26 protein-coding genes, 1 tRNA gene and 1 pseudogene are annotated in these 26,213 nt (G+C 59.6%); 12 read left to right on the top strand and 16 right to left on the bottom strand.

The window, feature by feature from the left end; all coding sequences use genetic code 11:
- Positions 1-100 precede the first annotated feature (100 nt).
- From HB680_RS11900 to HB680_RS11890, 3 genes are all read right to left on the bottom strand, one after another.
- Positions 101-1,069 carry a hypothetical protein gene (locus HB680_RS11900; RefSeq protein WP_213938775.1) on the bottom strand — a complete coding sequence of 323 codons (969 nt, stop codon included), beginning with the start codon at positions 1,067-1,069 and terminating at the stop codon, positions 101-103.
- 256 nt (positions 1,070-1,325) lie between these two features.
- The gene (locus HB680_RS11895) at positions 1,326-1,805 is read right to left on the bottom strand and encodes a DUF934 domain-containing protein (protein WP_213938774.1); all 480 of its coding nucleotides are present in this window, start codon (positions 1,803-1,805) and stop codon (positions 1,326-1,328) included.
- Positions 1,802-3,475: a nitrite/sulfite reductase gene (locus HB680_RS11890; protein WP_213938772.1), complete on the bottom strand. Its 1,674-nt coding sequence runs from the start codon at positions 3,473-3,475 to the stop codon at positions 1,802-1,804. The genes HB680_RS11895 and HB680_RS11890 overlap by 4 nt, the downstream gene beginning before the upstream one ends.
- 402 nt (positions 3,476-3,877) lie before the next feature.
- Here HB680_RS11890 and ccoN point away from each other — a divergent pair, with 402 nt between their 5' ends.
- Both ccoN and HB680_RS11880 read left to right on the top strand, forming a co-directional pair.
- Positions 3,878-5,305 (top strand): cytochrome-c oxidase, cbb3-type subunit I, encoded by a 1,428-nt coding sequence (gene ccoN, locus HB680_RS11885; protein WP_213938770.1) that lies wholly within the window; start codon positions 3,878-3,880, stop codon positions 5,303-5,305.
- A gap of 8 nt (positions 5,306-5,313) precedes the next feature.
- Entirely contained in the window at positions 5,314-5,535 is a 222-nt protein-coding gene (locus HB680_RS11880; protein WP_213938769.1) for a cbb3-type cytochrome c oxidase subunit 3, read from the top strand.
- A 215-nt stretch (positions 5,536-5,750) separates the two neighbouring features.
- Here the strand turns inward: HB680_RS11880 and HB680_RS11875 are convergent, their stop codons facing one another.
- Both HB680_RS11875 and HB680_RS11870 read right to left on the bottom strand, forming a co-directional pair.
- On the bottom strand, positions 5,751-6,245 hold the full coding sequence (locus HB680_RS11875; RefSeq protein WP_213938767.1) for a hypothetical protein: 495 nt from the start codon (positions 6,243-6,245) through the stop codon (positions 5,751-5,753).
- A gap of 70 nt (positions 6,246-6,315) precedes the next feature.
- Positions 6,316-7,083: an AraC family transcriptional regulator gene (locus tag HB680_RS11870; protein ID WP_213938765.1), complete on the bottom strand. Its 768-nt coding sequence runs from the start codon at positions 7,081-7,083 to the stop codon at positions 6,316-6,318.
- Between the two features lie 79 nt (positions 7,084-7,162).
- Between HB680_RS11870 and HB680_RS11865 the strand changes: the two genes are divergently transcribed.
- The gene (locus HB680_RS11865; RefSeq protein WP_213938763.1) at positions 7,163-7,855 is read left to right on the top strand and encodes an aspartate/glutamate racemase family protein; all 693 of its coding nucleotides are present in this window, start codon (positions 7,163-7,165) and stop codon (positions 7,853-7,855) included.
- 1 nt (position 7,856) lies between these two features.
- Here the strand turns inward: HB680_RS11865 and HB680_RS11860 are convergent, their stop codons facing one another.
- The 5 genes from HB680_RS11860 to HB680_RS11840 all read right to left on the bottom strand — a co-directional run bounded on the left by HB680_RS11860 (position 7,857) and on the right by HB680_RS11840 (position 12,797).
- The gene (locus HB680_RS11860; RefSeq protein ID WP_213938761.1) at positions 7,857-8,378 is read right to left on the bottom strand and encodes a GNAT family N-acetyltransferase; all 522 of its coding nucleotides are present in this window, start codon (positions 8,376-8,378) and stop codon (positions 7,857-7,859) included.
- Positions 8,379-8,677: 299 nt separating this feature from the next.
- Complete coding sequence (locus HB680_RS11855) at positions 8,678-9,658, bottom strand: LysR family transcriptional regulator (protein WP_213938760.1); 981 nt, start codon at positions 9,656-9,658, stop codon at positions 8,678-8,680.
- Between the two features lie 80 nt (positions 9,659-9,738).
- Positions 9,739-10,947, bottom strand: a complete 1,209-nt coding sequence (locus HB680_RS11850) for a DSD1 family PLP-dependent enzyme (protein WP_213939012.1) — start codon at positions 10,945-10,947, stop codon at positions 9,739-9,741.
- A 74-nt stretch (positions 10,948-11,021) separates the two neighbouring features.
- Complete coding sequence (locus HB680_RS11845) at positions 11,022-12,410, bottom strand: D-arabinono-1,4-lactone oxidase (RefSeq protein WP_213939011.1); 1,389 nt, start codon at positions 12,408-12,410, stop codon at positions 11,022-11,024.
- A 24-nt stretch (positions 12,411-12,434) separates the two neighbouring features.
- Positions 12,435-12,797 carry a cytochrome c5 family protein gene (locus HB680_RS11840; protein ID WP_213938758.1) on the bottom strand — a complete coding sequence of 121 codons (363 nt, stop codon included), beginning with the start codon at positions 12,795-12,797 and terminating at the stop codon, positions 12,435-12,437.
- Positions 12,798-12,941: 144 nt separating this feature from the next.
- Here HB680_RS11840 and HB680_RS33085 point away from each other — a divergent pair.
- From HB680_RS33085 to HB680_RS11830, 3 genes and pseudogenes are all read left to right on the top strand, one after another.
- A pseudogene (locus tag HB680_RS33085) lies at positions 12,942-13,031 on the top strand (metal ABC transporter ATP-binding protein); the annotation flags it as partial.
- Positions 13,032-13,168: 137 nt separating this feature from the next.
- Positions 13,169-14,794 carry an NADP-dependent glyceraldehyde-3-phosphate dehydrogenase gene (locus HB680_RS11835; RefSeq protein ID WP_213938757.1) on the top strand — a complete coding sequence of 542 codons (1,626 nt, stop codon included), beginning with the start codon at positions 13,169-13,171 and terminating at the stop codon, positions 14,792-14,794.
- Between the two features lie 38 nt (positions 14,795-14,832).
- On the top strand, positions 14,833-15,870 hold the full coding sequence (locus HB680_RS11830) for an FUSC family protein (protein ID WP_213938755.1): 1,038 nt from the start codon (positions 14,833-14,835) through the stop codon (positions 15,868-15,870).
- A 3-nt stretch (positions 15,871-15,873) separates the two neighbouring features.
- Here HB680_RS11830 and HB680_RS11825 read toward each other — a convergent pair whose 3' ends face one another.
- Positions 15,874-16,767 carry a DMT family transporter gene (locus HB680_RS11825; protein WP_213938753.1) on the bottom strand — a complete coding sequence of 298 codons (894 nt, stop codon included), beginning with the start codon at positions 16,765-16,767 and terminating at the stop codon, positions 15,874-15,876.
- 134 nt (positions 16,768-16,901) lie between these two features.
- Here HB680_RS11825 and HB680_RS11820 point away from each other — a divergent pair, with 134 nt between their 5' ends.
- Together HB680_RS11820 and HB680_RS11815 are read left to right on the top strand one after the other, a co-directional pair.
- Positions 16,902-17,339, top strand: coding sequence for an Lrp/AsnC family transcriptional regulator (locus HB680_RS11820; RefSeq protein ID WP_213938751.1), 438 nt, complete (start codon positions 16,902-16,904; stop codon positions 17,337-17,339).
- A gap of 57 nt (positions 17,340-17,396) precedes the next feature.
- Complete coding sequence (locus HB680_RS11815; RefSeq protein WP_213938749.1) at positions 17,397-17,726, top strand: YceK/YidQ family lipoprotein; 330 nt, start codon at positions 17,397-17,399, stop codon at positions 17,724-17,726.
- 62 nt (positions 17,727-17,788) lie between these two features.
- Here HB680_RS11815 and HB680_RS11810 read toward each other — a convergent pair whose 3' ends face one another.
- Entirely contained in the window at positions 17,789-18,460 is a 672-nt protein-coding gene (locus tag HB680_RS11810; protein WP_092280745.1) for a Bax inhibitor-1/YccA family protein, read from the bottom strand.
- Positions 18,461-18,583: 123 nt separating this feature from the next.
- Between HB680_RS11810 and HB680_RS11805 the strand changes: the two genes are divergently transcribed.
- Together HB680_RS11805 and HB680_RS11800 are read left to right on the top strand one after the other, a co-directional pair.
- A tRNA-Ser gene (locus HB680_RS11805) sits at positions 18,584-18,671 on the top strand.
- A 653-nt stretch (positions 18,672-19,324) separates the two neighbouring features.
- Positions 19,325-20,551 (top strand): MFS transporter, encoded by a 1,227-nt coding sequence (locus HB680_RS11800; protein WP_213938747.1) that lies wholly within the window; start codon positions 19,325-19,327, stop codon positions 20,549-20,551.
- Positions 20,552-20,662: 111 nt separating this feature from the next.
- Here HB680_RS11800 and HB680_RS11795 read toward each other — a convergent pair whose 3' ends face one another.
- The gene (locus HB680_RS11795) at positions 20,663-21,613 is read right to left on the bottom strand and encodes an alpha/beta hydrolase (RefSeq protein WP_213938745.1); all 951 of its coding nucleotides are present in this window, start codon (positions 21,611-21,613) and stop codon (positions 20,663-20,665) included.
- Between the two features lie 62 nt (positions 21,614-21,675).
- Entirely contained in the window at positions 21,676-22,881 is a 1,206-nt protein-coding gene (locus HB680_RS11790; protein ID WP_213938744.1) for an MFS transporter, read from the bottom strand.
- A 105-nt stretch (positions 22,882-22,986) separates the two neighbouring features.
- Here HB680_RS11790 and HB680_RS11785 point away from each other — a divergent pair, with 105 nt between their 5' ends.
- Both HB680_RS11785 and HB680_RS11780 read left to right on the top strand, forming a co-directional pair.
- A complete protein-coding gene (locus tag HB680_RS11785; RefSeq protein WP_213938743.1) occupies positions 22,987-23,628 on the top strand; it encodes a TetR/AcrR family transcriptional regulator in 642 nt (213 codons plus the stop codon).
- A gap of 539 nt (positions 23,629-24,167) precedes the next feature.
- Complete coding sequence (locus HB680_RS11780; protein WP_213938741.1) at positions 24,168-24,812, top strand: hypothetical protein; 645 nt, start codon at positions 24,168-24,170, stop codon at positions 24,810-24,812.
- A 34-nt stretch (positions 24,813-24,846) separates the two neighbouring features.
- Here HB680_RS11780 and HB680_RS11775 read toward each other — a convergent pair whose 3' ends face one another.
- The gene (locus tag HB680_RS11775; protein ID WP_213938739.1) at positions 24,847-25,617 is read right to left on the bottom strand and encodes a molybdopterin-dependent oxidoreductase; all 771 of its coding nucleotides are present in this window, start codon (positions 25,615-25,617) and stop codon (positions 24,847-24,849) included.
- Positions 25,610-26,212, bottom strand: coding sequence for a cytochrome b/b6 domain-containing protein (locus HB680_RS11770; RefSeq protein WP_213938737.1), 603 nt, complete (start codon positions 26,210-26,212; stop codon positions 25,610-25,612). The genes HB680_RS11775 and HB680_RS11770 overlap by 8 nt, the downstream gene beginning before the upstream one ends.
- Position 26,213 lies beyond the last annotated feature (1 nt).

The following is a 26,213-nucleotide window of genomic DNA, read 5'->3' as shown; positions in this document are numbered from 1 at the left end:
CCAGCGCACGCGGTCTACCTGAATCACCGCGCTGTCTGATTTCACGACGGCTTCGCCGCCGAACGCTGCCTCGCGCTGCTCGGCAGCTGCTACAGGGTATTCACCAAGTCGACCCACTCCGCGCCGCCAATTCCCGCCGACTATTGGCCCGCATCGCCTTCACCAGCGACACCGACCCCACCAGCAAAATCGCCGAGCCAAACAAAAAGTCGATGTTGTACAGCTGGAAATCCTGCAACGGCCCCACCAGCATCACCCGGACGGCGCCGATGCCCACCAGCGTGGCGAGGAAGTCGATCCCCGGCTCATCGCGATAAAACACATGCATCAGCGGCAGGCAGATCACCAGCAACAGCAGCAGGACGATGAGCTTGAACGAGCCTTTGCGTTCGACGCTGAACGCACATTCCGTGGTCGCGTAAGGCTTGTAATCCTCATCGCGCACCAGCGAGTTTTTCTCGTTGATGTACTCCGCGCGGTTGTATTTCTGGATCGGTCTAAAGGTGTTCGACATCTCCATTACGGTGGTGATGTGGCGGAAACGCAGGTCGATGCGCTCGTTGCCCTTGAGGTAATACAGCACCGGTTTGTAGCCGTAGCGGTAAGTGTCGAAGGGAAACTCGATGGCTCGGCCCTGCACGCCGATGGGGCGTGGTTCCAGCTCGGCGTAAGCACTTTTGTTGTCGGCGGCGAGGTTGCGGCTCAGGGGTTTGATTTTGACCTGTTCGAGGGACACCGGCGTGGCGCCGAACGACCATTGCAACGGTTCCAGGCGCAGGCGCAGTTCGTTGCGGCCCAGGTCATAGCGGTTGAAGGTGCGCTCGGAAACGATGATCGAACCGCCGAGCATGAACTCACCACGCAGGTTGTTGGTGACGCGCAGGGTCAGTTGATCCTTGCCCAGGGACAGCGCGTCGGCCGACGGTGGCGTGCCGCACCACGCAGTGCTGTCATAGGCACCGCCCAACTGCCCGCCACGGTTTTCCTGGAATACGTAAAAGTAGCCAGCCCACAGGGTCAACATCAGCAGAAATGCCGACAGTCCTAAAATCTTTTTGCCGAAACTCACAACGCCAGACTCCCTTCTTGATTTCGTCCATGTAGCCAATGTTGCGGACTCTACCAAAATGCCAGTACTGGCCCAAGCAAAAACACTCTCTGAATACGCCCTGTAGCAGCTGACGAGCAACGCGAGGCAGCGTCCGGCGGCGAAGCCGTCGTAAACCCTGAACTCGCGGTCTACCTGATACACCGCGTTGGCTGATTTCACGACGGCTTCGCCGCCGAACGCTGCCTCGCGCTGCTCGACAGCTGCTACAAAAAGCTCAGCGGCGTCTGAAAAGTGGCCGCGGTTCAATCACCGAACGCCCATACAACACACTCATCCCGGCCAATCCCTTGAGCGCATCTTCAGCGGACTTGTCTTCGCGCACCGCAAAACTATCAAACCCGCACTGCCGCATATGGCTCAATTGATCCCGCAACACATCGCCAATCGCACGCAACTCGCCGTTCCAGCCCAGCCGAGTGCGCAGCAAATACGCCTGGCTGTAACCACGACCGTCACGAAAACTCGGAAAATCCAGGGCTATCAGCGGCAGCAGGTTGAAGCAGGATTTCAGGCTTTCCACTTCATCGTCCGGCCCGAGCCAGACACCGTGTCGCGCCGGGTTATCCAGCCATCGGGCCAATGGCAGGATCAAGCGTCCCGCCGGCAATTCAGCGTCGATCTCCCGAACCAGGGTCCACGGGTCACCCAGATCAATCCGCGCCACGCCCTCCTCCAGGCGCAATAGATTGTTCATGCCGACACCTCCAGCACTTTCGGGTAGATCCGCTCCTTGAACGGCTCCAGCCCAATGCGCTGCACCGTATCGACGAACAGTTCTTCGCTTTCGCGATAACGCACGAAGGTGCCGATGATCCGCTCAATCACATCAGGCACTTCGGCAGCGCTGAAGGACGGGCCGATGACTTTGCCCAGCGCACTGTGCTTGCCCTGAGCGCCGCCGAGGGTGATCTGGTACCACTCGCTGCCATTTTTATCGACGCCCAGGATGCCGATATTGCCGATGTGATGATGGCCGCACGCATTCATGCAGCCGGAGATGTTGAGGCTGATATCGCCCAGGTCATGGAGGTAATCCAGGTCTTCGAATCGGCCTTGAATGGCTTGGGCGATGGGGATCGATTTGGCGTTGGCCAGTGCGCAGAAGTCGCCACCAGGGCAGGCGATGATGTCGGTCAGCAAGCCGACATTGGCGCAGCCCAAACCTTGATCACAGGCCAGGCACCACAGCGCATACAGATCGGTTTTGGTCACGTCCGGCAGCACGATGTTCTGCTCGTGAGCGATGCGGATTTCGCCGAAACCCAATTGCTCGGACCAGTCGGCCACTGCCTCCATTTGCTCGGCCGTAACGTCCCCCGGCGGCGAAGCGATGCCCGGTTTGGTCGAGAGCACGACGCTGGCGTAACCCGGCACTTTGTGCGGCTGCACGTTGCGCGCCACCCAGCGAGCGAAGGCCGGGTTCTGCGCCAGGCGTGTGCCGAAATCCAGGTCGGTGTCGGCCAGCGCTCGATACACCGGCGGCACGAAGGCACTGGCGACCCGCTCATATTCGACGTCGGTCAGTTGCGCCGGGCCGTCCTTGAGGTGCTGCCACTCCTCCTCCACTTCCTTGGCGAAGGCGTCGATGCCCAGGGCTTTCACCAGAATCTTGATCCGCGCCTTGTACTTGTTGTCCCGCCGACCGTGGCGGTTGTAGACCCGCAGCACTGCCTCGACGTAGGACAGCAAGTGCTGCCACGGCAAGCCTTCACGAATCTGCAAACCGAGGATCGGCGTGCGCCCGAGACCGCCGCCGACGATCACTCGCAACAGCATTTGCCCATCAGCGCCGGGATAAAGATAGAGGCCGATGTCATGCATCATGATCGCCGCGCGGTCCTGTTTCGCCGAGCAGATGGCGATCTTGAACTTGCGCGGCAGAAACAGGAATTCCGGGTTGATGGTCGACCACTGCCGCAGGATCTCCGCCAGAGGGCGCGGGTCGATCAGCTCGTCCGCCGCGACCCCGGCGAAGGCTTCGGTAGTGATGTTGCGCACACAGTTGCCGGAGGTCTGGATCGCGTGCATTTCCACCTGGGCCAGGCGTTCGAGGATGTCCGGCACCTGGGCCAGTTCGATCCAGTTGAACTGCATGTTCTGTCGGGTGGTGAAGTGGCCGTAGCCGCGATCGTAATCCCGGGCGATGCTCGCCAGGGTGCGCATCTGCCCGGCGCTCAAGGTGCCATAGGGAATCGCCACCCGCAGCATGTAGGCGTGCTTTTGCATGTACAGGCCGTTTTGCAGGCGCAGCGGCAGGAATTCTTCTTCGCTCAATTCACCCGCCACGAAGCGCTCGACCTGATCGCGAAACTGCGCGACCCGTTCGAACACCAGCGCCCGGTCATAGTCGTCGTACTGATACATGGGGTTGCCTCATCAGGATTGATTGTGCCCTGTAGCAGCTGTCGAGCAACGCGAGGCAGCGTTCGGCGGCGAAGCCGTCGTGAAATCAAGCGACGCGGTGCATCAGGTAGACCGCGACAAAGGGGTTTGCGACGGCTTCGCCGCCGAACGCTGCCTCGCGCTGCTCGACAGCTGCTACGGAGCTTTATGGCCGGGATGATGAACCTGCGGCGCAGCGCGTTACAGACCCACCTGAAACCTAAAAAACCGTATCAGAGCGCGGCAGATGGCCGCAGGCATGCCTCGCATCTGATCCGCATAAATCAAGTTTTCCTGAGTCTGTTTTGTTTCCTGCGGTGTTTCTACAGTGCATCCCATGCCAGACCGGGTGGCCTGGCAAGACTTTGCATGGATGAACTGACCATGAGCACAGCAACAATCGGACAGGCCTACAACTACAAGGTCGTCCGCCAATTCGTCGTGGCAACCATCGTCTGGGGCGTGGTGGGCATGGCCATGGGCGTGTGGATCGCCTCGCAATTGGTATGGCCCGAGATGAACCTCGACCTGCCGTGGACCACCTTCGGCCGCTTGCGCCCACTGCACACCAGCCTGGTGATTTTCGGCTTTGCCGGCAGTGCGCAATTCGCCGCCAGTTACTACGCGGTGCAGCGTACCTGTCAGGTGCGCTTGTACTCTGACACACTCGCCGCGTTCACCTTCTGGGGCTGGCAATCGGTGATCGTGATCATGTTGATCACCCTGCCGCTGGGCTACACCACCACCAAGGAATACGCCGAGATCGAATTCTCCGGCGCGGTGTGGATGACCGTGGTCTGGGTGGCCTATGCCATCGTGTTCTTCACCACCGTGGTGCAGCGCAAGACCAGGCACATCTACGTCGGCAACTGGTTCTTCGGCGCGTTCATCGTGGTGATCGCGATGTTGCACGTGGTCAATCACCTGTCGATTCCGGTGGACTGGTTCAAGTCCTACCCGGTGTATTCCGGGGCCACCGACGCCATGGTGCAGTGGTGGTATGGGCACAACGCGGTGGGTTTTTTCCTGACCACCGGGTTCCTCGGGATGATGTATTACTTCGTGCCGAAACAGGTGGGGCGACCGGTGTATTCCTACCGGTTGTCGATCGTGCATTTCTGGGCGCTGATCACGTTGTACATCTGGGCCGGCCCGCACCACTTGCACTACACCGCGCTGCCGGACTGGGCGCAGTCGCTCGGCATGGCGATGTCGCTGATTTTGCTGGCGCCGAGCTGGGGCGGGATGATCAACGGGATGATGACGCTGTCGGGCGCCTGGCATAAGTTGCGCACCGACCCGATCCTGCGCTTCCTGGTGCTGTCGCTGGCGTTCTACGGCATGTCGACCTTCGAAGGGCCGATGATGGCGATCAAAACCGTGAACGCCCTCTCCCACTACACCGACTGGACCATCGGCCACGTTCACGCCGGGGCGCTGGGTTGGGTGGCGATGATCACCTTCGGTGCGATCTACCACATGGTGCCGAAAGTCTTCGGCCGCCCACAGATGCACAGCATCGGCCTGATCAACGCACACTTCTGGCTGGCGACCATTGGCACGGTGTTGTACATCGCGTCGATGTGGGTCAACGGCATTACCCAGGGGCTGATGTGGCGCGCGATCAACGACGACGGCACGCTGACCTATTCCTTCGTCGAAGCCTTGCAGGCCAGTCATCCGGGCTATGTGGTGCGGTTTACCGGTGGAGTTTTCTTCCTTAGCGGCATGTTGCTGATGGCCTACAACACCTGGCGCACCGTGCGGGTGGCGGACGTGGCGATGGCTGAACGTGAAGCGCAGATTGCGTGAGGTGGGAGATGATCGAGATAGCGTTGAATCTATTTGGCGTCGTCGGGTTTTGGCTGGCGATCGAATATTGCCTGAAGCATCAGACGCCCGAGAGCCTTGAAGATGCGAGCCTGATGCCGTTTGCCGATGACCCGGAAGTGGCGCGGCGGGTGGAGTTGGCGACGGGAAAAAAGGTGAAGGCCGTGGCGCCGGAAGAGGCTAAGCCTGGTTGGGGAAATTTGGAGGTTTGATGGTTTTTGGGGGGTCAGTCAGGACCACCCCTCACCCCAGCCCTCTCCCCAGAAGGGAGAGGGAGCCGACCAAGGTGTTCCTGGAGCTACATCGACCTGAAATATCGAGTCGAACTCTAGATCTGAAAACCATGGAGATCGACTCCCTTTCCCCCTCTCCCCTTTGGGGAGAGGGCTGGGGTGAGGGGTGGCTCTTAAGACTGGAAAGAAATCTCTCAGCCGCGTTCGCGCGGAATCAAGCTCTGCAACTGCTGCGCCAGGAAGTTCGCATCGAAGCCAAAGGTATCCGGGTCTTTCAACCCATTGGTCTTGCGCCATTGCCAGCTAGCAGACGGCGGCAGGCACACCAGGGAAATGCTGCCGTAACGCGCCGCTGTCAGGCCCATCACTGCCAATGAAATCTGACCACCGACGCCCATCACATCCGGCACGAACTCCACCGGTTTGCCGGCAATCACCACCGTCAGTTTCTCGGTCTTGAAGATCGAGGTCTCGACCGGCACGCTTGGCCCGGACGCGACGTACACCTCGCGGCTCACTTCCAGCAGGTTCGGCGTCTGGACCGGCTCCAGCCAGTGCTGGATCTGATCGAACAGCTCACCAATGCGCGTCGCCCACACGGCCGATTGCGATTCAAACAATTGCTTCTTGTGCGCTTCGCTTTCTGCGTAGTGGCGAAGCATCTCGCCCAGTTGCTGTACGTCGTCCATTGCGGTGTTCCTTTGGTTGAAGCGTTGTTGCGGACTTTGAGCATGGCAGATGCCAGCGGCCGGCGTACGACTAAAAGCGTGAGCGGTATTGGCTGGGGGTCATGGCCAGGTGCTTGCGAAAGGCGCTGCCCATGTGCGATTGATGGGCGAAGCCTGCGTCCAGGGCGATGCTGGCCAGGGACAGATCGCTTTGCTCGATCATCCGGCGCGCAGCCTGGAGCCTGACTTCGATCAGGTAGGCGTGGGGCGTGAGGCCGATGGTGCGGGTGAAGTCGCGCAGGAACCGCAATTCATTGTGTCCGTATGTGACGGCCAACTGCTCCAGGCTCAGGGGTTGATGAAACTGCTCGGCCATCTGATCCAGGACTCGGGTGAAGGCCTTGGGTGGGATTCGATGCTCGCGCCCGGCAGGCATACTCGCCAAATCGATAAACGCCAAAGCAGTTTGTTCAAGGGCCAAGCGGTCCGGTTGCGGCGCCAGCAGCAGTCGGCGCAACTCCCGTGCCAACCCCAGCGCCCGGCCCTGCCCGGCGAACTGCACCCGATGGCTAACCGACGGCAGGTGCTGCCGGGCGAACGGTTCGTCCAGCCGCAACAGCAGGTATTCGCCACCGTTGGCCGATTCGGAAAACACTTCCACGCCAACCGGGGTATGCGCCAGCACGCCGGGCAGCGTGTCGAAATCCACCCGCAGGTCGGAATCGATGGCGTGCACGCCTTGCTGGCGTTCCAGGGTCACGCCGAGTGTGTGCCATTGCGCGGGGTCCCGGGCGCTGTAGGCTGCGCGCGGCAGCAGGTGCAGGCCGATTTGATCGCCCAGCAGGCTTTGGCTCAGCATGTGAAATTTCCTGATAGATCGGCGCTGGAATCCACGGGACACTCTCTGACAAAGGGTTGCCAACAAACAGGAGCACAGCATGCGCACCATCGGCCTTATCGGCGGCATGAGCTGGGAGTCCAGCGCTGAATACTATCGCCTCATCAACCAACAGGTCCGTGACCGCCTCGGGCCATTGCGTTCGGCGCAATTGCTAATGTACAGCGTCGACTTCGGGCCTGTCGAACAGGCCCAACATGCCGGGCGCTGGGACGATGCGGCGGCGATCCTGGTGGATGCGGCGCGCAGGCTGGAGGCTGGCGGCGCCGAATGCGTGGTGTTGTGTACCAACACCATGCACAAAGTCGCCGGGCAGATTCAGGCGGCAATCGGCATTCCGTTCCTGCACATCGCGGACCCCACCGGTCAGGCAGCGGTGGATGCCGGCGCGCTGAAAGTCGGGTTGCTGGGCACCGCGTTCACCATGGAACAGGACTTCCTCAAGGATCGCCTGACGGCCAAGGGGTTGACGGTTCTGGTGCCGGAGGCTGAAGAACGCAAGGCAGTGCATCGAATCATTTATGACGAGTTGTGCGTCGGGGTAATCAGCGAAGCGTCGCGCCGGGTGTACCAACAAGTCATCGAATCCCTGACCCAACGTGGCGCCCAGGCAATTATCCTCGGCTGCACGGAAATCGGCCTGCTGATCAAACCCGAGCACAGCGCCCTGCCCCTGCTCGACACCACCGAACTGCATGCGCAGGCCGCCGTGGCGTTTGCCTTGGGCGACTGACTCAACCGGCCTTGGGCGTGCCCCGAAGACGCGCCATGCTCAAGGCATCCACCAGCACGCCGTCACGCACGGCGTAGTCGCGAAACAGGCCTTCGTCTACAAAACCGAATTTGCGGTACAACCCGATGGCCGCTGCGTTGTCGGCATACACCGACAGTTCGACCCGACGCAGGTTCATCCAGTTGTCCGCGATGTCCAGCGCCGTGGCCAGCAATTTAGTGCCTACACCCTTGCCCTGCCATTCCCCGGCGACGCCCATGCCAATGCTGCCGGCGTGGCTGCGACGGATGCGCGAGAACTGCTCCAGCCCGATATTGCCGATGACCGCCCCTTGATACAGCGCCACCAGTTGCACCACCCGCTCGTTTTCCGGCATCAGGCGTTTGCGCCAGACCTCGGTGGACTGAAACGGCATTTGCAGGACCTGACGGGTGACGGACGGATCGTTGTAGAGCGCGGTGATGCCGTCGATGTGGGCTTCGCTGAAGCGCTGGAGGGTGATGCCGGGGTCGGTGGTGGGCATGGCGATTCTTCCTTGAATGGCCGCTCACTCTAAACCGCGCCAATCCATTGTGACCAGAACCCTGTGGGAGCGGGCTTGCTCGCGAAGGCGGTGGATCAGTCGACATTAGTGTTGCCTGACATATCGTCTTCGCGAGCAAGCTTTGCTCCTACGGGGGGCTGCGTTGTAGGCAGGTTTTGTGCACGACGCGAATCCGGTGTAGGAGCAAAGCTTGCTCGCGATGGCGGCTCAACAGTCCAAAATGAAGTCGGCTGACACGCCGCTTTCGCGAGCAAGCCCGCTCCCACAGGGGGGTTTCGTCAGCTTTCGAACCAGTCTCGCCGCTCATGGAAGGTGTTGCGGATCAGGTCGACGAGTTCCTGCACGCCGGTCTGTCCTTGGGAATCGGCATTCACTGCCAGCCACGCCTGGCGTCGCATGGGTTCGCGGAACAACCCCGGCAGCGCAATCAGGGCGCGGTCGAAGCGGCTGATGTAGCCGGGCAGCAGGCCGATGCAGGCGCTGCAGCGGATCATTTCCAGCATCAGCTCGTAGGACTGCAACTGCACGACCCCGGCCAGGCGTTGTTCCACCAGGCGGTTCCATGGCCCGAAGCTGTCGATCTGCCGGTCGTGCTGCCAATGCACCAGCATGAAATCCGTCAGGTCGTCGAGGCTGTCCGGCCGGGACGTGACCCGTGAATACCGTTTGGCGATGTGCGGAAAATAGTCGAGCTGCGCCAGGCATTGCGGCTCATCGGTGACGAATGTCGGGCCGGGCAGCGGTGAATCGTCGGTCCCCAGCCACAGCACCACATCGACGCTGACGGCTTGCAAGGCGAGTTCGCTGTCCAGCGAGATGATCTCCAGGCGCACGCTGGCATTGCGCCGCAGCAGCGCGATCAGGTCGCGGCCGAGGATGTCATGCAGGATCGACTCGGCCACCGCCAGCCGGATCAGCGGCTGTTCGACCAGCGGCAAGGTACGTTCATGGGCCAGCGCAATCAGTTGGGCATGCAGTTGCAGCCCTTCGCGGCTGAGGCTCAGGTTGCTGCCCTGAAAGTTGAACAGGGAACGCTGCACTTGCGCTTCCAGTTTCGCCAGTTGCTTGCGCAGCAACGTCGTCCTGACGTTGAGGCTGCGCGCGGCCTGCATGAAACAGCCGCACCGGGCGCTGACCATGAAGTACTGCGCCACCTCGGCCTCGATCCCGGCTGCGAGCGCGAGCCAGGATTCGGATTTCGCCTCGGGGTAGCGGTAATCGCCCGAGCCCTGAGCGCTTGCGGATTCTATAAATGCCATTGATGACTCCCTGTCGTGCTTGTTCGTCGAGCGTCCTCTGCTGATTGTTGCCGGAACATTGCTGCACTTGTGTTTCAGGCTCAGGAATAAACCGGCCACGCGTCGACAATCCTGCCGCCCCGCACCGCCAGCAAATCACCGAATTGCAGCAACACCGACTCAGTCTGGGTCGGGCGCAGAAACACCTGATCTTCCACCGCCAGGCCCACGGCGCGGGAGCCGTTGACCATTTCCTGATTGGAGCTGCGGCCATACACCCCGTTGCTCTGCAAACCCCGGGGCGACTCGAACTCGGCCATCCAGTTGCCGCCGTAAATGAAGAACGTCTCGCGCTGATTGGCGTCCCACCACGAGAACAGCTTCGACTTGTCATCCAGCGCCGGAATGTTCACCGCCCCGGTGCTTTTCAACACCGGCGTGGCGATGTACGCCGCCGGCACATGGTCCACCAGCGACGGCAAGTCATAATGCGTCGGCTTGAGCATCGCCGTACCCACCGACACTTCTGTGCTCAGGCGTTCCTGTTCGTGCATGCGATAACTTGGGCTGCCGGCGGTGTTGAGCGTCAGACCTTCGCGCCACAGGCCAGGAAATTGCTGGCGGGTGAAATCGACGCAGCGGTTGTAGATCAGCATGACCTTGGCGAACAGTTCCTCGGGCGAACCGAGAATCCCCGGCACGCCCATGCCCACGAACGGGTCGTAGCCCATGAAACCGGCGAATTCCAAATGCTGTGGATGAGCGCTGATCAGCGTCAGCATCTGCCCGAGCACGCCCAAGTCGCTGACACCGCCACGATGCAGGCCGACGTCCAGTTCGATGTTCACCCGCAACCGCGTGCCCAATCCTTGCGCCAATCCCAGGTATTGCTGGAGCCGCTCGGGCGTATCAAGCAACCACTGCAACTGCCTCGCCGGGTCGAACGGGCCTTTGTGAGATTCATAAAACAACTGCGCTGAACGCACCGGCAGCGGTTTGCCCAGCAAGATGTCAGCGTCAGGAAACTGCACGGCGTCATGGTTGAGAAACGGCTGGTGAAACGACATCAAACGCTTCGTGCCCGCACGCTGGGCGATGTACGTCAGCAACCCCGGCGCTGGCAGGGATTTCTCCACCAGACGCAGGTGTTTGCCGGCGCGCTGGACCGATTGCAGCACCACGTCGATGTTGTGATCGAGGCGGTCGAGGTCGATCAGCATCACCGGGCGCATCGGCCCGTGATCCTTGAGCTCACGATTCAGCGCACGGAAATAATCGCTGTAGGGACCGCCCCGATCCCCCGGCCGCAGCCACGCGCCGCCCCCCACCAGCAAAGCGCCCACGCCCAAGGTTCCGAGCAGGAAATTGCGACGATTCACGGACATCAGTTCACCCCCAGAATCGACGATAAATGCGCGTTGAGAAACTTGCCGCTGGGGTCCAGTGCCTGGCGCACCTCAACGAATTCCCGCCAGCGCAGGTACAACGGCTGCAGGTTTTTAGCATTCAAGGTATGCAACTTGCCCCAGTGCGGCCGGCCGTTGTACTTCCAGAAGATCGGCTCGACGGCGGCGAAGAAGTTGTGATGGTCCATTTGGTAATGCTGATGCACCGAGATCGAGCAACTGTCGCGACCTTCGAACATGCTCAGGGGAATGTCATCAGCCTTGACGTAGCGATACTCGATGGGAAACCAGGTGCGCAGGTCCTTGTCCTGAATCAGCTTGAGAATCTCTCGCAGGCACGCTGGGCCGTATTCCGCCGGCACCGAATATTCCATCTCGTTGAAGCGCACCGTGCGCACGTTGGCGTAGATGTCGAACGAGTCGCCCACCCGGTCATCGAAACTGGCGAGGTGGCGCAGGTTGTTGAGCACCGTGCGACGCAGGTCGGGGAAGTCGCTGCCGTACTTGTCGATCTTCTCGATCAGGGTCACGAACTCGTTGCCGCCCTCTTCGTCCGCCGGGATCGGCGGCGTGGCCGGGTCAGTGGTTTCATTGAGGGCGATCGACAAGGCGTAGTCGGAATGGGTCACCACCAGCATTTCCCAGTGCTGGTTTTCCTGGGTGTTCTTGTCGATGTCTTCCAGCAGCTCTTCGGTCTTGGCGATCCACTGGCGTTCCCGCAGGCGATAGGCCGGGCGGTTTTGCAGTCTTATTTTAGTGGCGACTCCCAAGGCGCCGAGGGAAACACGGGCGGCCCTGAACACTTCAGGATGGCGCGTGCTGTCGCAGTCCAGCACCTCGCCGCTGGCGGTCACCAGTTGCAAGCCGCAGACGTGGGCGGAATAGGATTGAAAAGTCTTGCCGGTGCCGTGGGTCGAGGTGGAAATCGCCCCGGCGAGGGTCTGGTAGTCGATGTCGGCCATGTTTTGCAGGGCCTGGCCGACGTCCTTCAGCGGTGTGCCCATGCGCGACATCGGCGTGCCGGCGGCGAACTCGGCCTGCAAGGTGTTGGGATCGTGGTCGAGCAACCCGGTGAAGTAGCTCAGGGACAACAACGTACCGTCGGTGGGCACCAGGGCGCTGAAGGAATGGGCCGAGCCGACCGGTCTTATTTTGCCGGGCGCCTGGCGAATTACTTGGGTCAATTCATCGAGGTTTTTCGGCGCCAGCCGCGCCGCTGGCAGGCAACTCTGTCCGCCGGACCAGTTGCGCCAGGGAATCAACCGAGGCGCGCGCAACAACTCGGCCAACGCCGGGCTTGAGCCGAGAGCGGTGAAGGCGCCGATGACGCTCGCCCGTTGCAATAACTGACGTCGAGTCAGGTCCATTGTCATGAAGTGCACCTGCCGTTCTTATTGTTGGATGGACTGACCGGACATAAAGGAAATCAGCGCGAGGAATTCTTCCTCCGAACACTGCATGCACAGGCCCATCGGCGGCATGCCGTTGTAGCCGTTGATCGCGTGATCGAGCAGCGTGTTGGCGCCCTGCTGTACGCGAGGCGCCCAAGCTTTTTTATCGCCGGTCAGAGGTGCCCCGGCGGCAGGGTTGGCGTGGCACAGCTGGCAGCTGTTGGCGTAAATCTGGGCCAATGCCGCATCGCTGGGTGCTGCGTCGGCCGCTTCGCTTCGGGAGGCCTGGGGTTTGGACTCTTCGCCGCAGCCGCTGAGCAGCGTGGCGACGATCAGAAACGCCGCATACCTGTTTGTCGGCATAGCCGTCCTCTCGTGTGGGGCACCGGCCAGCCGGGTGCACATTGTTATTGTGATCAAGGAGAGGCCACGTTAAGCCAGGCACATCGCGGGGGTTGAGGGCATTGCGGGACATTAAGGGGGGCTTCTGAGGCCAGCACATTTCCTGTGGGAGCGGGCTTGCTCGCGAAAGCGGTGGACCAGCCAATATCAATGTTGAATGACACACCGCATTCGCGAGCAAGCCCGCTCCCACAAGGGGTTTGGTGTCGATCCCATCCCTTGTCGTCTATCTTGAATAAGCAACGCTCACCTGAGATGGGTCATGACAAGCACGGCCCAGGTCTGCTAAAACGATTCATCAACGCATTACCGAATCCAGACGGGGTAGCGACATGACCACAGCACACATCCTTGGCAATCTGTTTCCCGACAGCAGCGACATCCCGGAAAAATACCGCCTCGACGGCCAGACCGAGCAGCGCGAATACCTGGTCGATGGCGAGTTGCGCACCTGGAACGGCCCGCTCGCCCAGGTCCGCAGCCCGGTGTACCTGACTGGCGAAAATGGCGACGAACAAGTGATCCTCGGCAGCACGCCGCTGCTGGATGCCGAAACCGCGTTGACCGCCCTCGACGCCGCCGTCCGCGCCTACGACCGTGGCCAAGGCCTGTGGCCGACCATGCGCGTGGCCGAGCGCATTCAACACGTCGAAGCCTTCCTCGGACGCATGCGCCAACAGCGTGACGCCGTGGTGAAGCTGCTGATGTGGGAAATCGGCAAGAACCTCAAGGACTCGGAAAAAGAGTTCGACCGCACCTGCGATTACATCGTCGACACCATCAATGCGCTCAAGGAACTTGACCGCCGCTCCAGCCGTTTCGAACTGGAACAGGACACCCTCGGCCAGATCCGCCGCGTACCGTTGGGCGTCGCCTTGTGCATGGGGCCTTACAACTACCCGCTGAACGAAACCTTCACCACGCTGATTCCGGCGCTGATCATGGGCAACACCGTGGTGTTCAAACCGGCCAAGCTCGGCGTGTTGCTGATTCGGCCTTTGCTGGAAGCGTTCCGCGACAGCTTCCCGACCGGCGTGATCAACGTGATCTACGGCAGCGGTCGCGAAACCGTCAGTGCGCTGATGGCCAGCGGCAAGATCGATATCTTCGCGTTTATCGGCACCAACAAAGCCGCCAGCGACCTGAAAAAGCTCCACCCCAAACCTCACCGCTTGCGCGCGGCACTGGGCCTGGATGCGAAGAACCCCGGCATCGTCCTGCCCGAGGTGGATCTGGATAACGCCGTCAGCGAAGCGCTCACCGGCTCGCTGTCGTTCAATGGCCAGCGCTGCACCGCGCTGAAAATCCTCTTTGTCCACGAAGACGTGGTCGAGTCGTTCATCGAGAAATTCAACGCCAAACTCGCCACCCTCAAACCCGGCATGCCGTGGGACAGTGGCGTGGCCCTGACGCCGTTGCCGGAAGCGACCAAAGTTGATTACCTGCATTCGCTGGTGGCGGATGCGGTCAGCAAAGGCGCGACCGTGGTCAATCCAAACGGCGGCGAGGCGCGCGCGTCGTTCTTCTACCCGGCGGTGCTGTACCCGGTGAACCCGCAAATGCGCGTCTACCAAGAAGAGCAGTTCGGGCCTTTGGTACCGATCGTGCCCTACCGGCATCTGGACACGGTGATCGATTACGTCCTGGAATCGGACTTCGGCCAACAGTTGAGTATCTTCGGCACCAACCCGGTGGCCGTTGGCCGACTGGTTGACACCTTCGCCAACCAGGTCGGACGCATCAACATCAACGCCCAGTGCCAGCGCGGCCCGGACACCTTCCCGTTCAACGGCCGCAAAAACTCCGCCGAAGGCACCTTGTCGGTCCACGATGCGTTGCGGGTGTTCTCGATCCGCACGCTGGTGGCGACCAAGTTCCAGGACAGCAACAAGGCGCTCATCAGCGAAATCATTCGCGGACGGGATTCGAGCTTCCTGACCACTGATTACATTTTCTGAGGAGAGCCAATCTGAGCGCTTATCGCCTGCCACCGTTGATGCGCCGACTGCTGCGTCCGTTGCTGGACCCGTATCGGCGTTATCGCAATGCCCGGGTGATCCACGCGGTGCGGGTTTCGCTGGGGCTGCTGGCGACGATCCTGCTGACCACCGGTATCCACCTGCCCCACGGCGAGTGGGCGTCGGTGACGATGTTGGTGGTGATTGGCGGTTTGCAGCACCACGGCAACATTGGCAAAAAAGCCGCCGAGCGCGCGATTGGCACCTTGATCGGTGCCGGGGTTGGCTTGCTGCTGGTGGCACAGCAGGCCTGGCTCGGCATGCCTTGGCTGACCTATTTTGCAATGTCGGTGGTGTGCGGATTCTTCTCGTATCACGCCATCGGCAAGGGCGGCTACACGGCGCTGCTGTCGGCGATCACCGTGTTTATCGTCGCCGGGCATGGCGATAATCCGGTGACTGATGGGTTGTGGCGCGGGGTCGATATTTTGATCGGCATCGCCCTCGCCCTCGCGTTTTCCTTCGCCCTGCCGTTGTACGCGGTGTTCTCTTGGCGCTACAACCTGGCCGATGCGTTGCGCGATTGCGCGTCTGTGTATGGACGCATCATTGATGGCCAATCGGTTAGCGCTGACGAACACCTCAAACTGATGGGCCGCCTCAATGCCGTGATGGTGCAACTGCGCTCGCTGATGCCGTCGGTGTCCAAGGAAGTTCGGATCTCCATGACTGAACTGGATGCCATTCAGCGGCATTTGCGCATGTGCGTCAGCACCCTGGAGATCCTCGGCAATACGCGACCGGATGCCAGTGATCCGGTCGCCATGGCTCATCTGCAAACGGCATTGAAAGCCGAGCACCGGCAGATCCGTGTTCAATTGATCGGCATGGCTAGAGCCTTGAAATCCGGGGCGTCCCAGCGGCTCAACCGCCCGGTGGAGTTGCCGGATGCCAGCCTCGATGTGCCGGTCTACAGCCCATTGGACGGTTATCGCTTATTGACCCGGCAACTGGCCGCCAACATCGGCGAAATGCGCCAGCGTCTGGCCAAAACCGCGCCGCGCTGGAACCTCTAAGGCTTACTGCGTGGCCACTCGGCGCAACTTCAGGCCCCAGCCCTGTTGCATACCGGCAGCGGCCAACAGAATTGCGGCCACGCCGAGCCATTGCAGCAGTTCCAGACGATGGCCGAACGCGAACCAGTCAACGAAGATCGCAGCTATCGGGTAGATAAACGACAGCGCGCCGGTCAGTGCCGTTGGCAGTTTCTGGATGGCGCCGTAGAGCAGCACGTACATCAAACCGGTGTGCACGATGCCCAACGTCACCAGACTGGCCCAGGCACTCGGTGCTTGGGGCGGCGCCGAAAAGTGCGCAAACGGTGCGAGCAACAGCACGCCGGTGCAGACCTGGACCAAGGCGATCAGATGCGGCGGCGTACCGGTCAGACGCTTGATGATCAGCGCGGCAATTGCGTACAGGAACGCCGCACCCAGCGCCAGGCCGATCCCCATCAGGTAATCATTGCCATCGGCGCCCTGCTCGCCATGGGCGCTGACAATCGCCAGCATCCCGAGGAACGAAACACCCAGCCAGAACAGCTTCTGCAAGGTGATTTTCTCGCCCAGAAACAGCGCGGCCAGGCCCACCAGCATGAACGGTTGAACGTTGTACACCGCTGTGCCAATGGCAATCGACGCGCGGGAGTAGGAGGCAAACAGCAACACCCAGTTGCCGACAATCGCCGCGCCGCTCAGCACCGCCAGCAGGAACGTAGTGCGGGTCAGAATGCCGGGGCGCAAGAAGCCGAACGCCGTGCAGATCAGCAACAAAGTGCCGGCACCGAACACACAGCGCCAGAACACCACGTCCAGCACCGGTTGCCCGGACACCAGCACGAACCAGCCAATGGTCCCGGAAATAAGCATGGCGGCGGTCATTTCAAATGAGCCGCGACGTAGTGTTTTGTCCATTTCAACCTCCTGTGCTTGAGGCCAAATTATGCCAATCCGCCTCTGCGACTCTCCAGCGCAAAAATCAGGCTAAACTCGGTTTCTGCCTTTTTTATCGAGGCCGTTTTGTTTAATTGCCTAATCGAGGTTTCGCCATGACCGACGACATAGATCAAGTGCTGATCGGCGCGCTGATGGAAGACTCACGGCGTTCGCTCAAGGCCCTGGCGCAGATCAGCGGGTTGTCATCGCCCAGTGTGGCCGAGCGTCTGCGTCGTCTTGAGGAACGCGGTGTGCTCAAGGGCTACACCGTCGAAATTGACCCAAAATGCTTCGGCTATCAACTGCAGGCGATCGTGCGCATCCGTCCGTTGCCGGGGCAATTGCAGGAGGTCGAACGGCAAATCCAGGCCATTCCGGAGTTCACCGAGTGCGACAAGGTCACCGGCGACGACTGCTTTATTGCGCGCCTGCATGTGCGCTCGATGGAACAACTGGACACCCTGCTCGACCGCCTCAACACCCACGCCGAGACCAACACCGCGATCGTCAAGAAAACCCCGGTCAAGCGCCGATTGCCGCCAATGGCGTGAGTGCTGTTCGACAATGAATAGGATAGATTGGTTATTTTCCGGCGAAGGACTGACGGTATGAAAACTCAGGCAATGATTCTGGCTGCATTGATGCTCGCGGGATGCGGCACGGTGCAGACGGTGGTGCGCAGCGACGACGCGGCTGCGAAGAGCCTCAAGGAGCGAAAAAGTTACTGCGGCGCTGTCCCGCGGATCTACAGCGGCGTGACCTATGACTTCTGCTATCTGAATGCACCGCTGGAAAATGGCATCGACGCGCAGACACATACCACTGTTCCGGTCGTTGTGCTGGTTGACGCGGTCATTTCCGGTGTGGCCGACACCCTGCTGCTGCCCTACACCGTCTACCGGCAGCAAGCCGATGGCAGCATTATCGTTAATGAGTAATCCTGAATTGCAGACAATAAAAAACCCGCCGAAGCGGGTTTTTTATTACTCAAGGCGCGCGATCAGTCGTCGCGGCTCATGATGCCGAAGATCTGCAACAAGCTGATGAACAGGTTGTAGATCGATACATACAGGCTGATGGTCGCCATGATGTAGTTACGCTCGCCGCCATGAATGATGGCGCTGGTCTGGAACAGAATGCAAACCGACGAGAACAGCACAAAACCTGCGCTGATCGCCAGTTGCAGACCGCTGATCTGGAAGAAAATACTCGCCAGCGTCGCTCCCAGCAACACGAAGAACCCGGCAGTGATGAAACCGCCCAGGAAGCTCATGTCCTTGCGGGTGATCAGCACATAGGCCGACAGACCACCGAACACCAGTGCGGTCATCGCGAAAGCGGAACTGACCACTTCAGCCCCGCCCTGCATGCCCAGGTAACGATTGAGAATCGGGCCGAGCAGGAAACCCATGAAACCGGTCAAGGCAAACGCCGACACCAGGCCCCAGGCCGAATCACGAAGTTTGTTGGTCAGGAAGAAAAGGCCATAGAAGCCGATCAGCACCACGAAAATATTCGGGTAACCGACACGCATCTGCTGAGCGACGAACGCCATCACACCGCTGAATGCGAGGGTGAGAGCGAGCAAGCCGTACGTGTTGCGCAGGACGCGGCTAACCTCTAGCTGCTCAGCCTGCACGCTGTTATTAACTGCGTAATCCTGTTCGCGCATAGCGAAACTCCTGTTGGTTTGAAACGTTCAGTCGCAAAGATCATAACAGACGCTCTGTAACAAGCCATGCAGAGAGTTTGACAGTGTGTTTCATTCGGGTATTATGGCGCCCGCAACGCAAACGGAGGTGTGGCCGAGTGGTTTAAGGCAACGGTCTTGAAAACCGTCGACTGTAACAGGTCCATGAGTTCGAATCCCATCGCCTCCGCCATATTTGTACCGACAAAGCCCTGATTATTCAGGGCTTTGTCGTTTCTGGCTTTTGACAGAACCTTCCAGCCCACACTTCAGCCCACACCTTGGATGAAGCATTGCTTTTCGACCAGCGGCTAATTTTTCGAATGGTCTCTTGCTTACACCTGCAGGCCTGAAGAACGGGTTTAGAGGCCGCTTCCACAGGAAGCGCCGGAACGAAAACAGGGGTTGTGATCTCTCTTCGACGCAGCTCAACAAACTACGCGCAAACAAAACCGCCGCTCAGTGAGTGGCGTTTTTGCGTTTTGGGAGAGGGGAACCCACCTGCGAACGGCTGAGGATCAGCCGGAAAGGCGTGTATGTCTGACAATCGGAGTGAGCGCGGTGACTTCTGTCCAAAACCAGGCCATGCGCCCTGCATCGATGCCGCAGTAAGAGGCCGAATATACGTGTGCAGTCGGCACGGGCGCCAAAGCGAAGGAAGCGTCCCAACAAGGAGGAGTCCATATACGGACGCTCTCCTCAGGGAGGCTCATCGATTGCGCTGATGATTACTATCGAAAGACCCGCCTGTCTGGTTGCCAAAATTGACTCATATAATCGCCTCCGATTTCTCCCCGCTTTCCCCGCCTGTCTTCAGGCGACATTCCCCCCTTGGAACCCAGCACTATGCCAAGCGCCAGCCCGGCCCAGCACGGCCTACCCGAACATAATCAACAGAGTGTCAAACAGCAGTGGCTGGCGATTCTCTCGGTCGCAGTGGGTGCCTTCGCCTTGGTTACCAGCGAGTTTCTCCCGGTGGGCGTACTCAACGATGTCGCCAGCGACCTCGGTATCAGTGCAGGCCACGCCGGTCTGATGGTTACCTTGCCCGGCATAGCGGCTGCCCTCGCCGCCCCCTTGCTGTCTGTGGGCATTGGTGCCTCGGACCGTCGCTATCTGCTCATCGGCCTGACGCTGTTGATGATCATCGCCAACTCGGTCGTGGCCTACGCCAGCGACTTCAGCCTGCTGCTGTTCGGTCGCGTACTACTGGGCATCAGTATCGGCGGTTTCTGGGCGACTGCCATTGCCCTTAGCGGCCGCCTGGCCCCCAAGGGCGTTGGCGTAGCCCAGGCTACCTCGATCATCATGGTCGGTGTGACCCTGGCCACCGTACTGGGCGTGCCCGTAGGGACTTGGCTGAGTGGTCTGATGGGCTGGCGCATGACCTTCCTGGTAACCGCGCTGGTGGGCGTACCGGTGCTACTGGCGCAGATCTTCCTGCTACCGCGGCTCAACCCCGACAAGGCCATTCGCATCAGTGACCTCCCTGCCTTGTTTATCAATCCACAAGCTCGGGTTGGGTTGATCGCTGTATTGCTGATTGGCCTGGCGCACTTTGCCGCGTACACCTACGTTGCTCCCTTCTTCAAACATAGTGCTGGCTTCGATGGGCCGACTATTGGCTCACTGCTCTTGCTCTATGGCGTGGCAGGGGTAATGGGTAATATTTTCGCCGGTTTCGCCGCCAACCGTAGCGTGCGGCACACCCTGTTGCTGGTCGCACTGATGATCGGCAGCAGCACCGCCCTTTTCCCCCACTTCGCCACCGGCATGACCGGCGCGGCGATGCTGATCGCGCTCTGGGGCTTTGCCTTCGGCGCCTTCCCGGCCTGCGCCAGTATTTGGATGTTTGTCGTAGCGCCCAAGGATGTCGAACGCGGCATGCCACTATTTGTCGCCTTGTTCCAGGTAATTATTGCGTTGGGCTCGTTCTTCGGCGGGCGGATCGTCGACCAACTGGGCAGCTCGGTGCTGTTGAGTCTAGCTACGGCCTTAGTGGGCTGCGGTTTTGTTACGGTGCTTGTGCTGGGGCGTAACGTCAGTAATAGCCTAGCGGCCCAACCCTGCTAGCCAGACCCGTGTAATCAGCCAAAAGCCGACATTTGCCAAGCCCAGACCGTGGTTCACACCGGTGGCCGCCGTGCCTCAAATAGCAGCCACCTTACGCATCAAGAACATCCGTCAGTTATTCAAGAATTTAACCACTAAAGGATTCAATTCAGCGGAGCATTCCTCCGGCAACCAGTGCCCACAATTGGGCAAGACTTGACCTTGTACATTGGTCGCGTACTGTTTCATCTGATCCACTTGAAATTGCCCCATTCCGCCGTGCCCTCCACCGCCGATTGCCAGCACGGGCATGTTCAGGGGCGTCTTCGACAACTCGACGTTTTCAGTGATCGATTGGTTAAGCGCTCGGTAGTATTCAAACGACGCGTTCAGCGTATGGGGCTTGGCGTATGACTTGGCGTAAAGATCGAGCAGCTCAGGCGTAAAGGCATCCTTGTTGGTCGCGTGTTCTTTGATGAAGTGCGAGAGGAACAACTTTTCATGCCCTGAGATCAACTTTTCGGCCAATTGGTTGCCAGCGGCAAAGAAGCTGAAATGCCAGACCAGTGACTCACCCTGTGGTGAGAATGCCGGGAAATCGTACATGCGCTTGTCGGGAATCGGTGCCTCCATGTACACCAGTTTCCTTATCTGGCTTTGGTGCGTTACTGCCATGGGATAGGTGTTCCAGATACCGATGTCATGCGCAACCAGATCAAACGGCTGATTGGCGCTTAGCTGTGTCGCGAGGGCGAACAGATATTTCGAGACGTCAGTGCCGGTGTAACCGGTCTTGGGTGGTTCCGACTCGCCCAGGCCCGGTAAATCCACCGCAACTACGGTGTGAGTCTTCGCGAGTTCGGGCATCAAGCTGTGCCACTCATACCAGGCTTGACCAAATCCGTGGACCAGGTAAACCAAAGGCCCGGAACCGCCCTTCACATAGTGGAGCCTTACACCGTCTATGGTTTTGAATTCACTCTTGAATCCCGCTGGAACAGGAAACTCTGCCGCTTGAGCCAAGCATGGCAAAGCCAGGGTGATTGCGACTGCGGCGAGGGTCAATCCAATGCGCTTTTTCATTTTATTTATCCATCGAGTTATGACTGAAAATGACGACCATGCGTAGGCGTGCTATCCACCGATCAATGGCTGTGGATCACCTCGGTGGTGTGCCGTTGACCTTGCGGAAAACCATGCGCCCGTGCCCGAAATGCAATGGCTAGGCTGATCAATAGCAACGCCAGCAACGCGCCCGGAAATGCACTTGTTCCCCATTGGCCGAGTAACACGCCACCCAGCAGTCCACCGCCGGCGATAGCGCTATTCCAGACCACTACGTTCATGGAGAGCGCAACGTCGGCGCCCTTGCCGGCGGCGTCGGCGAGTGCTGTTTGCAGCAGGGTGGCCGCGCCACCAAAGGTCAGCCCCCACATGAAGACACTCACGTAAATGGCCGCGGCGGAGCCTGAGAACACTCCGAGGAAAATTGAAACCGCTGCGAAGGTTGCAAGGCTGGCCAGCACGGTTGTTCGCAGGTGCCGGTCAACCAGTCGGCCCGTGAGCCAGATGCCGGCCAGCGCCGCGACACCAAATGTGAGCAATACCAAATCGACGTCACTGTTCAGTCCAGCCTTGGAAACGAAGGGCGCGACATAGGTGTAAAGAATGTTGTGGGCCAGCATCCAGGTGAAGACGACAGCCAATACCGAGCGCACGCCTGGGGTGAAAAACACCTGACGTAACGGCATACGCTGTGAGGAGGACTGACCTGGGTAATCCGGCACTTTGATCAGCACCCAAACGATCAATACCAGGGTCATGCCGGACATCAATCCAAAGGCCATGCGCCAGCCCATGAATCCACCCAGCCAGGTTCCCAACGGCACACCCAACGACAACGCGATGGGCGTACCCACCATCGCCACCGCCAATGCGCGCCCCTGCAGATGAGGGGCGACCATGCGCCGTGCATAGCCCGCGATAAGGCTCCAGGCCAGCCCCGCTGAAACCCCGGCGAAAAACCGTGCAATCAGCGTCAGCCAGTAATCGGAAGACAGCGCCGTGAGGGAGTTGAATGCCAGGAAGCCGACTATGGTCACCAGCAGTACCGTTCTGCGGCGCCAGCTTTGCGTGGCAATGGTCAGCGGGATTGCCGCCAGCAACGACCCCAACGCATAGACAGTCACCATCTGTCCGGCCAGAGACGCAGAAACACCCAGGCCACTGCCAATTTCGGGTAGCAAGCCCGCTGGCAAGGTCTCAGTGACAATGCAAATGAAACCCGTCATCGCCAGTGCAAGTAGGGCCCCAAGCGGAAGCTTTCCGCTCTGTCGCTCATCTATAGTCATTTGCCACCTCATATATATACCGATCGGTATAATATGGAGGCGTACCGCGATCTAGTCAACGACTTATATATCGATTAGTATTTAAGTGATCGAGAGGAGGTTCACATGGCACAGATGGGACGTCCACGCACCTTTGACCGTGGCGTGGCGATTACTCAGGCGATGCATTTGTTCTGGGAGCACGGCTATGACGCAACATCACTCAGCCAGCTCAAGGCAAATATCGGCGGCGGCATCACCGCACCCAGCTTCTACGCCGCATTCGGCTCAAAGCAGGCGCTGTTCAATGAAGTGATGGAACGTTATCTGAACACCCACGGCCGGGTGACCGATAGCCTGTTCGATACCACGCTCTCCCCAAGAGAATCTATCGAACTCACGCTGCGGCGCTCCGCGCAAATGCAGTGTGAGCCCGACCACCCGCCAGGATGCCTGGTGGCGCTGGGTCTGCTGAGTGCCTGCACGGATGAAAGCAAAGCCATCTCCCAGCCGCTGGCTGACGCAAGATCCTTGAACCGTGCAGGGATTGTGGCGTGTGTCGAACGCGCTATCGCATCCGGGGAGCTGCCACCCACGGTTGTGCCCGAGGCATTGGCCACGGTGTTTGACAGCTTTCTGCTGGGGATTTCGGTACTGGCCCGAGACGGTGTGCCCCTCCAACAGATAGACGACGCGGTGACGCAACTCATGACGTTATGGGATGCATCGTGTATCGGTCGTCCGGCTATTGGTTCAGGCAATCCCTAAACGGCAGCAAACAGCGAAACCCCGTTCCCAGCAAACGCATCGGTAACGAGCCAATGAGAGTGGATCGACTCTTGAAGACCCTTCATCGGCCAAGCGTTGCATCATTCGAGCCCGAGCCGCACTGCAACCCTTATGCTGGAAACCCTGATCAAATTTCGATGTGCCGCGACGGTGAAAGGCGGTTTGCTCAGGGATAAGGGCCTTCATAATTGCTGGGGTGCTGCGGGGTTTGTTCGCAGCGCGATATGGGATAAGCAACACCGTCGAGCACATTCGGCCTTATGCGATTATCTCATCGCCCGCCATTGTACAAACCTACTAGTTGGTAGATAGTGAGCACTTAAACGACGGACTTCGTACCCTCCAGACTTGCCCCACCCACGGGAGAGACCGATGGATCTGCCCAAACTACCCCAGTTGCCCACTCTCGACCTCACCAGCGCGTCGCTCGTAATCATCCCGCAATCCTTAACATCTGCAGCTATCAGGAAGACCGGAATTACGAATGGTCCGTCAGCCTCCGATAATGAGGCGCTCTTATGACCAGCATCCCTGCCCTGCTGCCAGTTCTTTCTGTCTTACCGAATGCTGCAGGGGCCGACAACAATCCGCGAGCGATGACCACTGGTCCAGACTTTCAGTCCCAATTGAAGGCTCAGTCTGAGTCCCCTTTGTTACCACCCGGTCCGGCAAGCGTGCTGGTGCTATCGGAGTCGGCCGCGGATTTGTCGCGCCGGCCGGACGTGGAAGCGATGCTTCAATTGCTGGCCGGGCGGAAGATGACGTCCAATGTGCCGAGCAAGGTGGGTCGCTCGGTACCAGGGGCATTAGCGAGTGGCTTGGCCATCCCGGACTACAGTTTCGCCGATCATACGGTTCTGGTAAGCGCCGAGATGATCAATCTTACTGGCGCCGACGAGCACAGCGGCATTCTGTGTCCAGAGCCTATCGAAGAGCCGACCGAGTGGTGCGCCGAATCCTCTGGGAGCGAATTCTTCGCTGACGCGCCTTGGGGCGGAATTAATGCTGCAGCAATCGCCGTGGCGCTGTCCGGAAGCACCCTGATCTGGATACCGTCCGAAACCGTTCGAGCGCCACTGCAATCGCCCCGCATCCGGATTTGGCGCCGGCGCCAGCCTCTCCCTGATCAACCCGATTCGGATGTCGACGGCAATCATGGGTGACTTGAAGAAGCTGACTATCCATGTGTCCGCTTCATCAAATCCCGCTAAACCAGTTATAGCCCTGGTCTTCCCAGTAACCGCCGGGATAATCATTACTGACGAAGATCTCAACGATATGCTTGGGGTTTTTGAAGCCCAACTTGGTCGGCACTCTCACCCGTAGTGGGTAGCCATACTCCGGTGGCAACGCGACTTCGCCGAAATCCAGTGCCAGCAGCGTTTGCGGATGCAATGCCGTCGGCATGTCCAGGCTGGAGTAATAGCGGTCAGCACACTTGAAGCCGACAAATTTAGCCGTCGTATCAGCCCCGATATGCTCCAGGAAGTTTTTCAGCGGCACGCCTCCCCATTGCCCAATGGCGCTCCAGCCTTCTACGCAAATCAGGCGCGTGATGTCGGTGCGCTGCGGCAGTTTGCGCAGCCCCTCTAGCGTCCACGGTGCCTTGTCCCGTACCAGCCCGGAAACGGCGAGCGAATAATCGCTCAGATCGACGTCCGGGATATCCTCCTGGCCGTAGAACGCGTTGAAGGGAAACGGCTTGGTCATTTGCGCCTGGGTGAACGTCGGCGCCAGTTTCTGCCCGCTGAACAGCCAGGCCTGAACCCGGTCGTTCCAACGCGACATGGCCCACAGCACCTTGTCGACCTGATCCCCGTCCTGCAGGTTACAACCGCTCAGCATCGCCATCGCGCCGACGGTCAAGCCACCCCGAAGAAAATGGCGACGCTGGAGGTTTTCCAGTTGTAGCTGCTGCGCGGGTTCAAGTCTGATGCGCTGAATCGCGCGTTTTTTTGGCTCAATCATGGTCGAGTTTTCCGCCAGTGATCATGGGCAACAAGGTTTTCGGCACCAGCAACACCAAGGCCAGATGCACAACGACGAACGCGCCAATGACCGCCATCGCCGCGAAATGCAAGTATCGGGCAATGTCATAGCCGCCCAGGAGCGCGACCAGTTCTTGAAGTTGAATAGGCTTCCAGATCGCCAGCCCCGAAATCACGACCATTACACCGGCGGCCAGCACCACCCAATACATCAGGCGCTGCACCGCGTTGTAAACACCCTTCTCGTGCACCAGTCGAAAACGCAGTGCATCCATCAAGTCACGCTTTACCGCCGGAACACTGATCGGCAAAAAATCACGTTTGAAATGGCGACTGATCACGCCGTACAGCACATAGATGAGGCCGTTGAAGAACAGCAGCCACATAAATGCGAAGTGCCAGGCCAGCGAGCCACCCAGCCAACCGCCTACCGTCAACGCCGCCGGAAACCTGAAGGCGAACAGTGGCGAGGCGTTGTAAATCGCCCAACCGCTCATGAACATGCAAATCATGCAGGCGGCGTTGAGCCAATGGGTGAGGCGAACGGGCCAGGGATGGATTGCTTTTTTACTCATG

This window comes from Pseudomonas sp. dw_612 (genome assembly GCF_018449725.1).
In the GTDB taxonomy this organism is placed as follows: Bacteria; Pseudomonadota; Gammaproteobacteria; order Pseudomonadales; family Pseudomonadaceae; genus Aquipseudomonas.
Note: the sequence above shows the minus strand (reverse complement) of the source record. Positions and strands in the feature narration are given on the sequence as shown.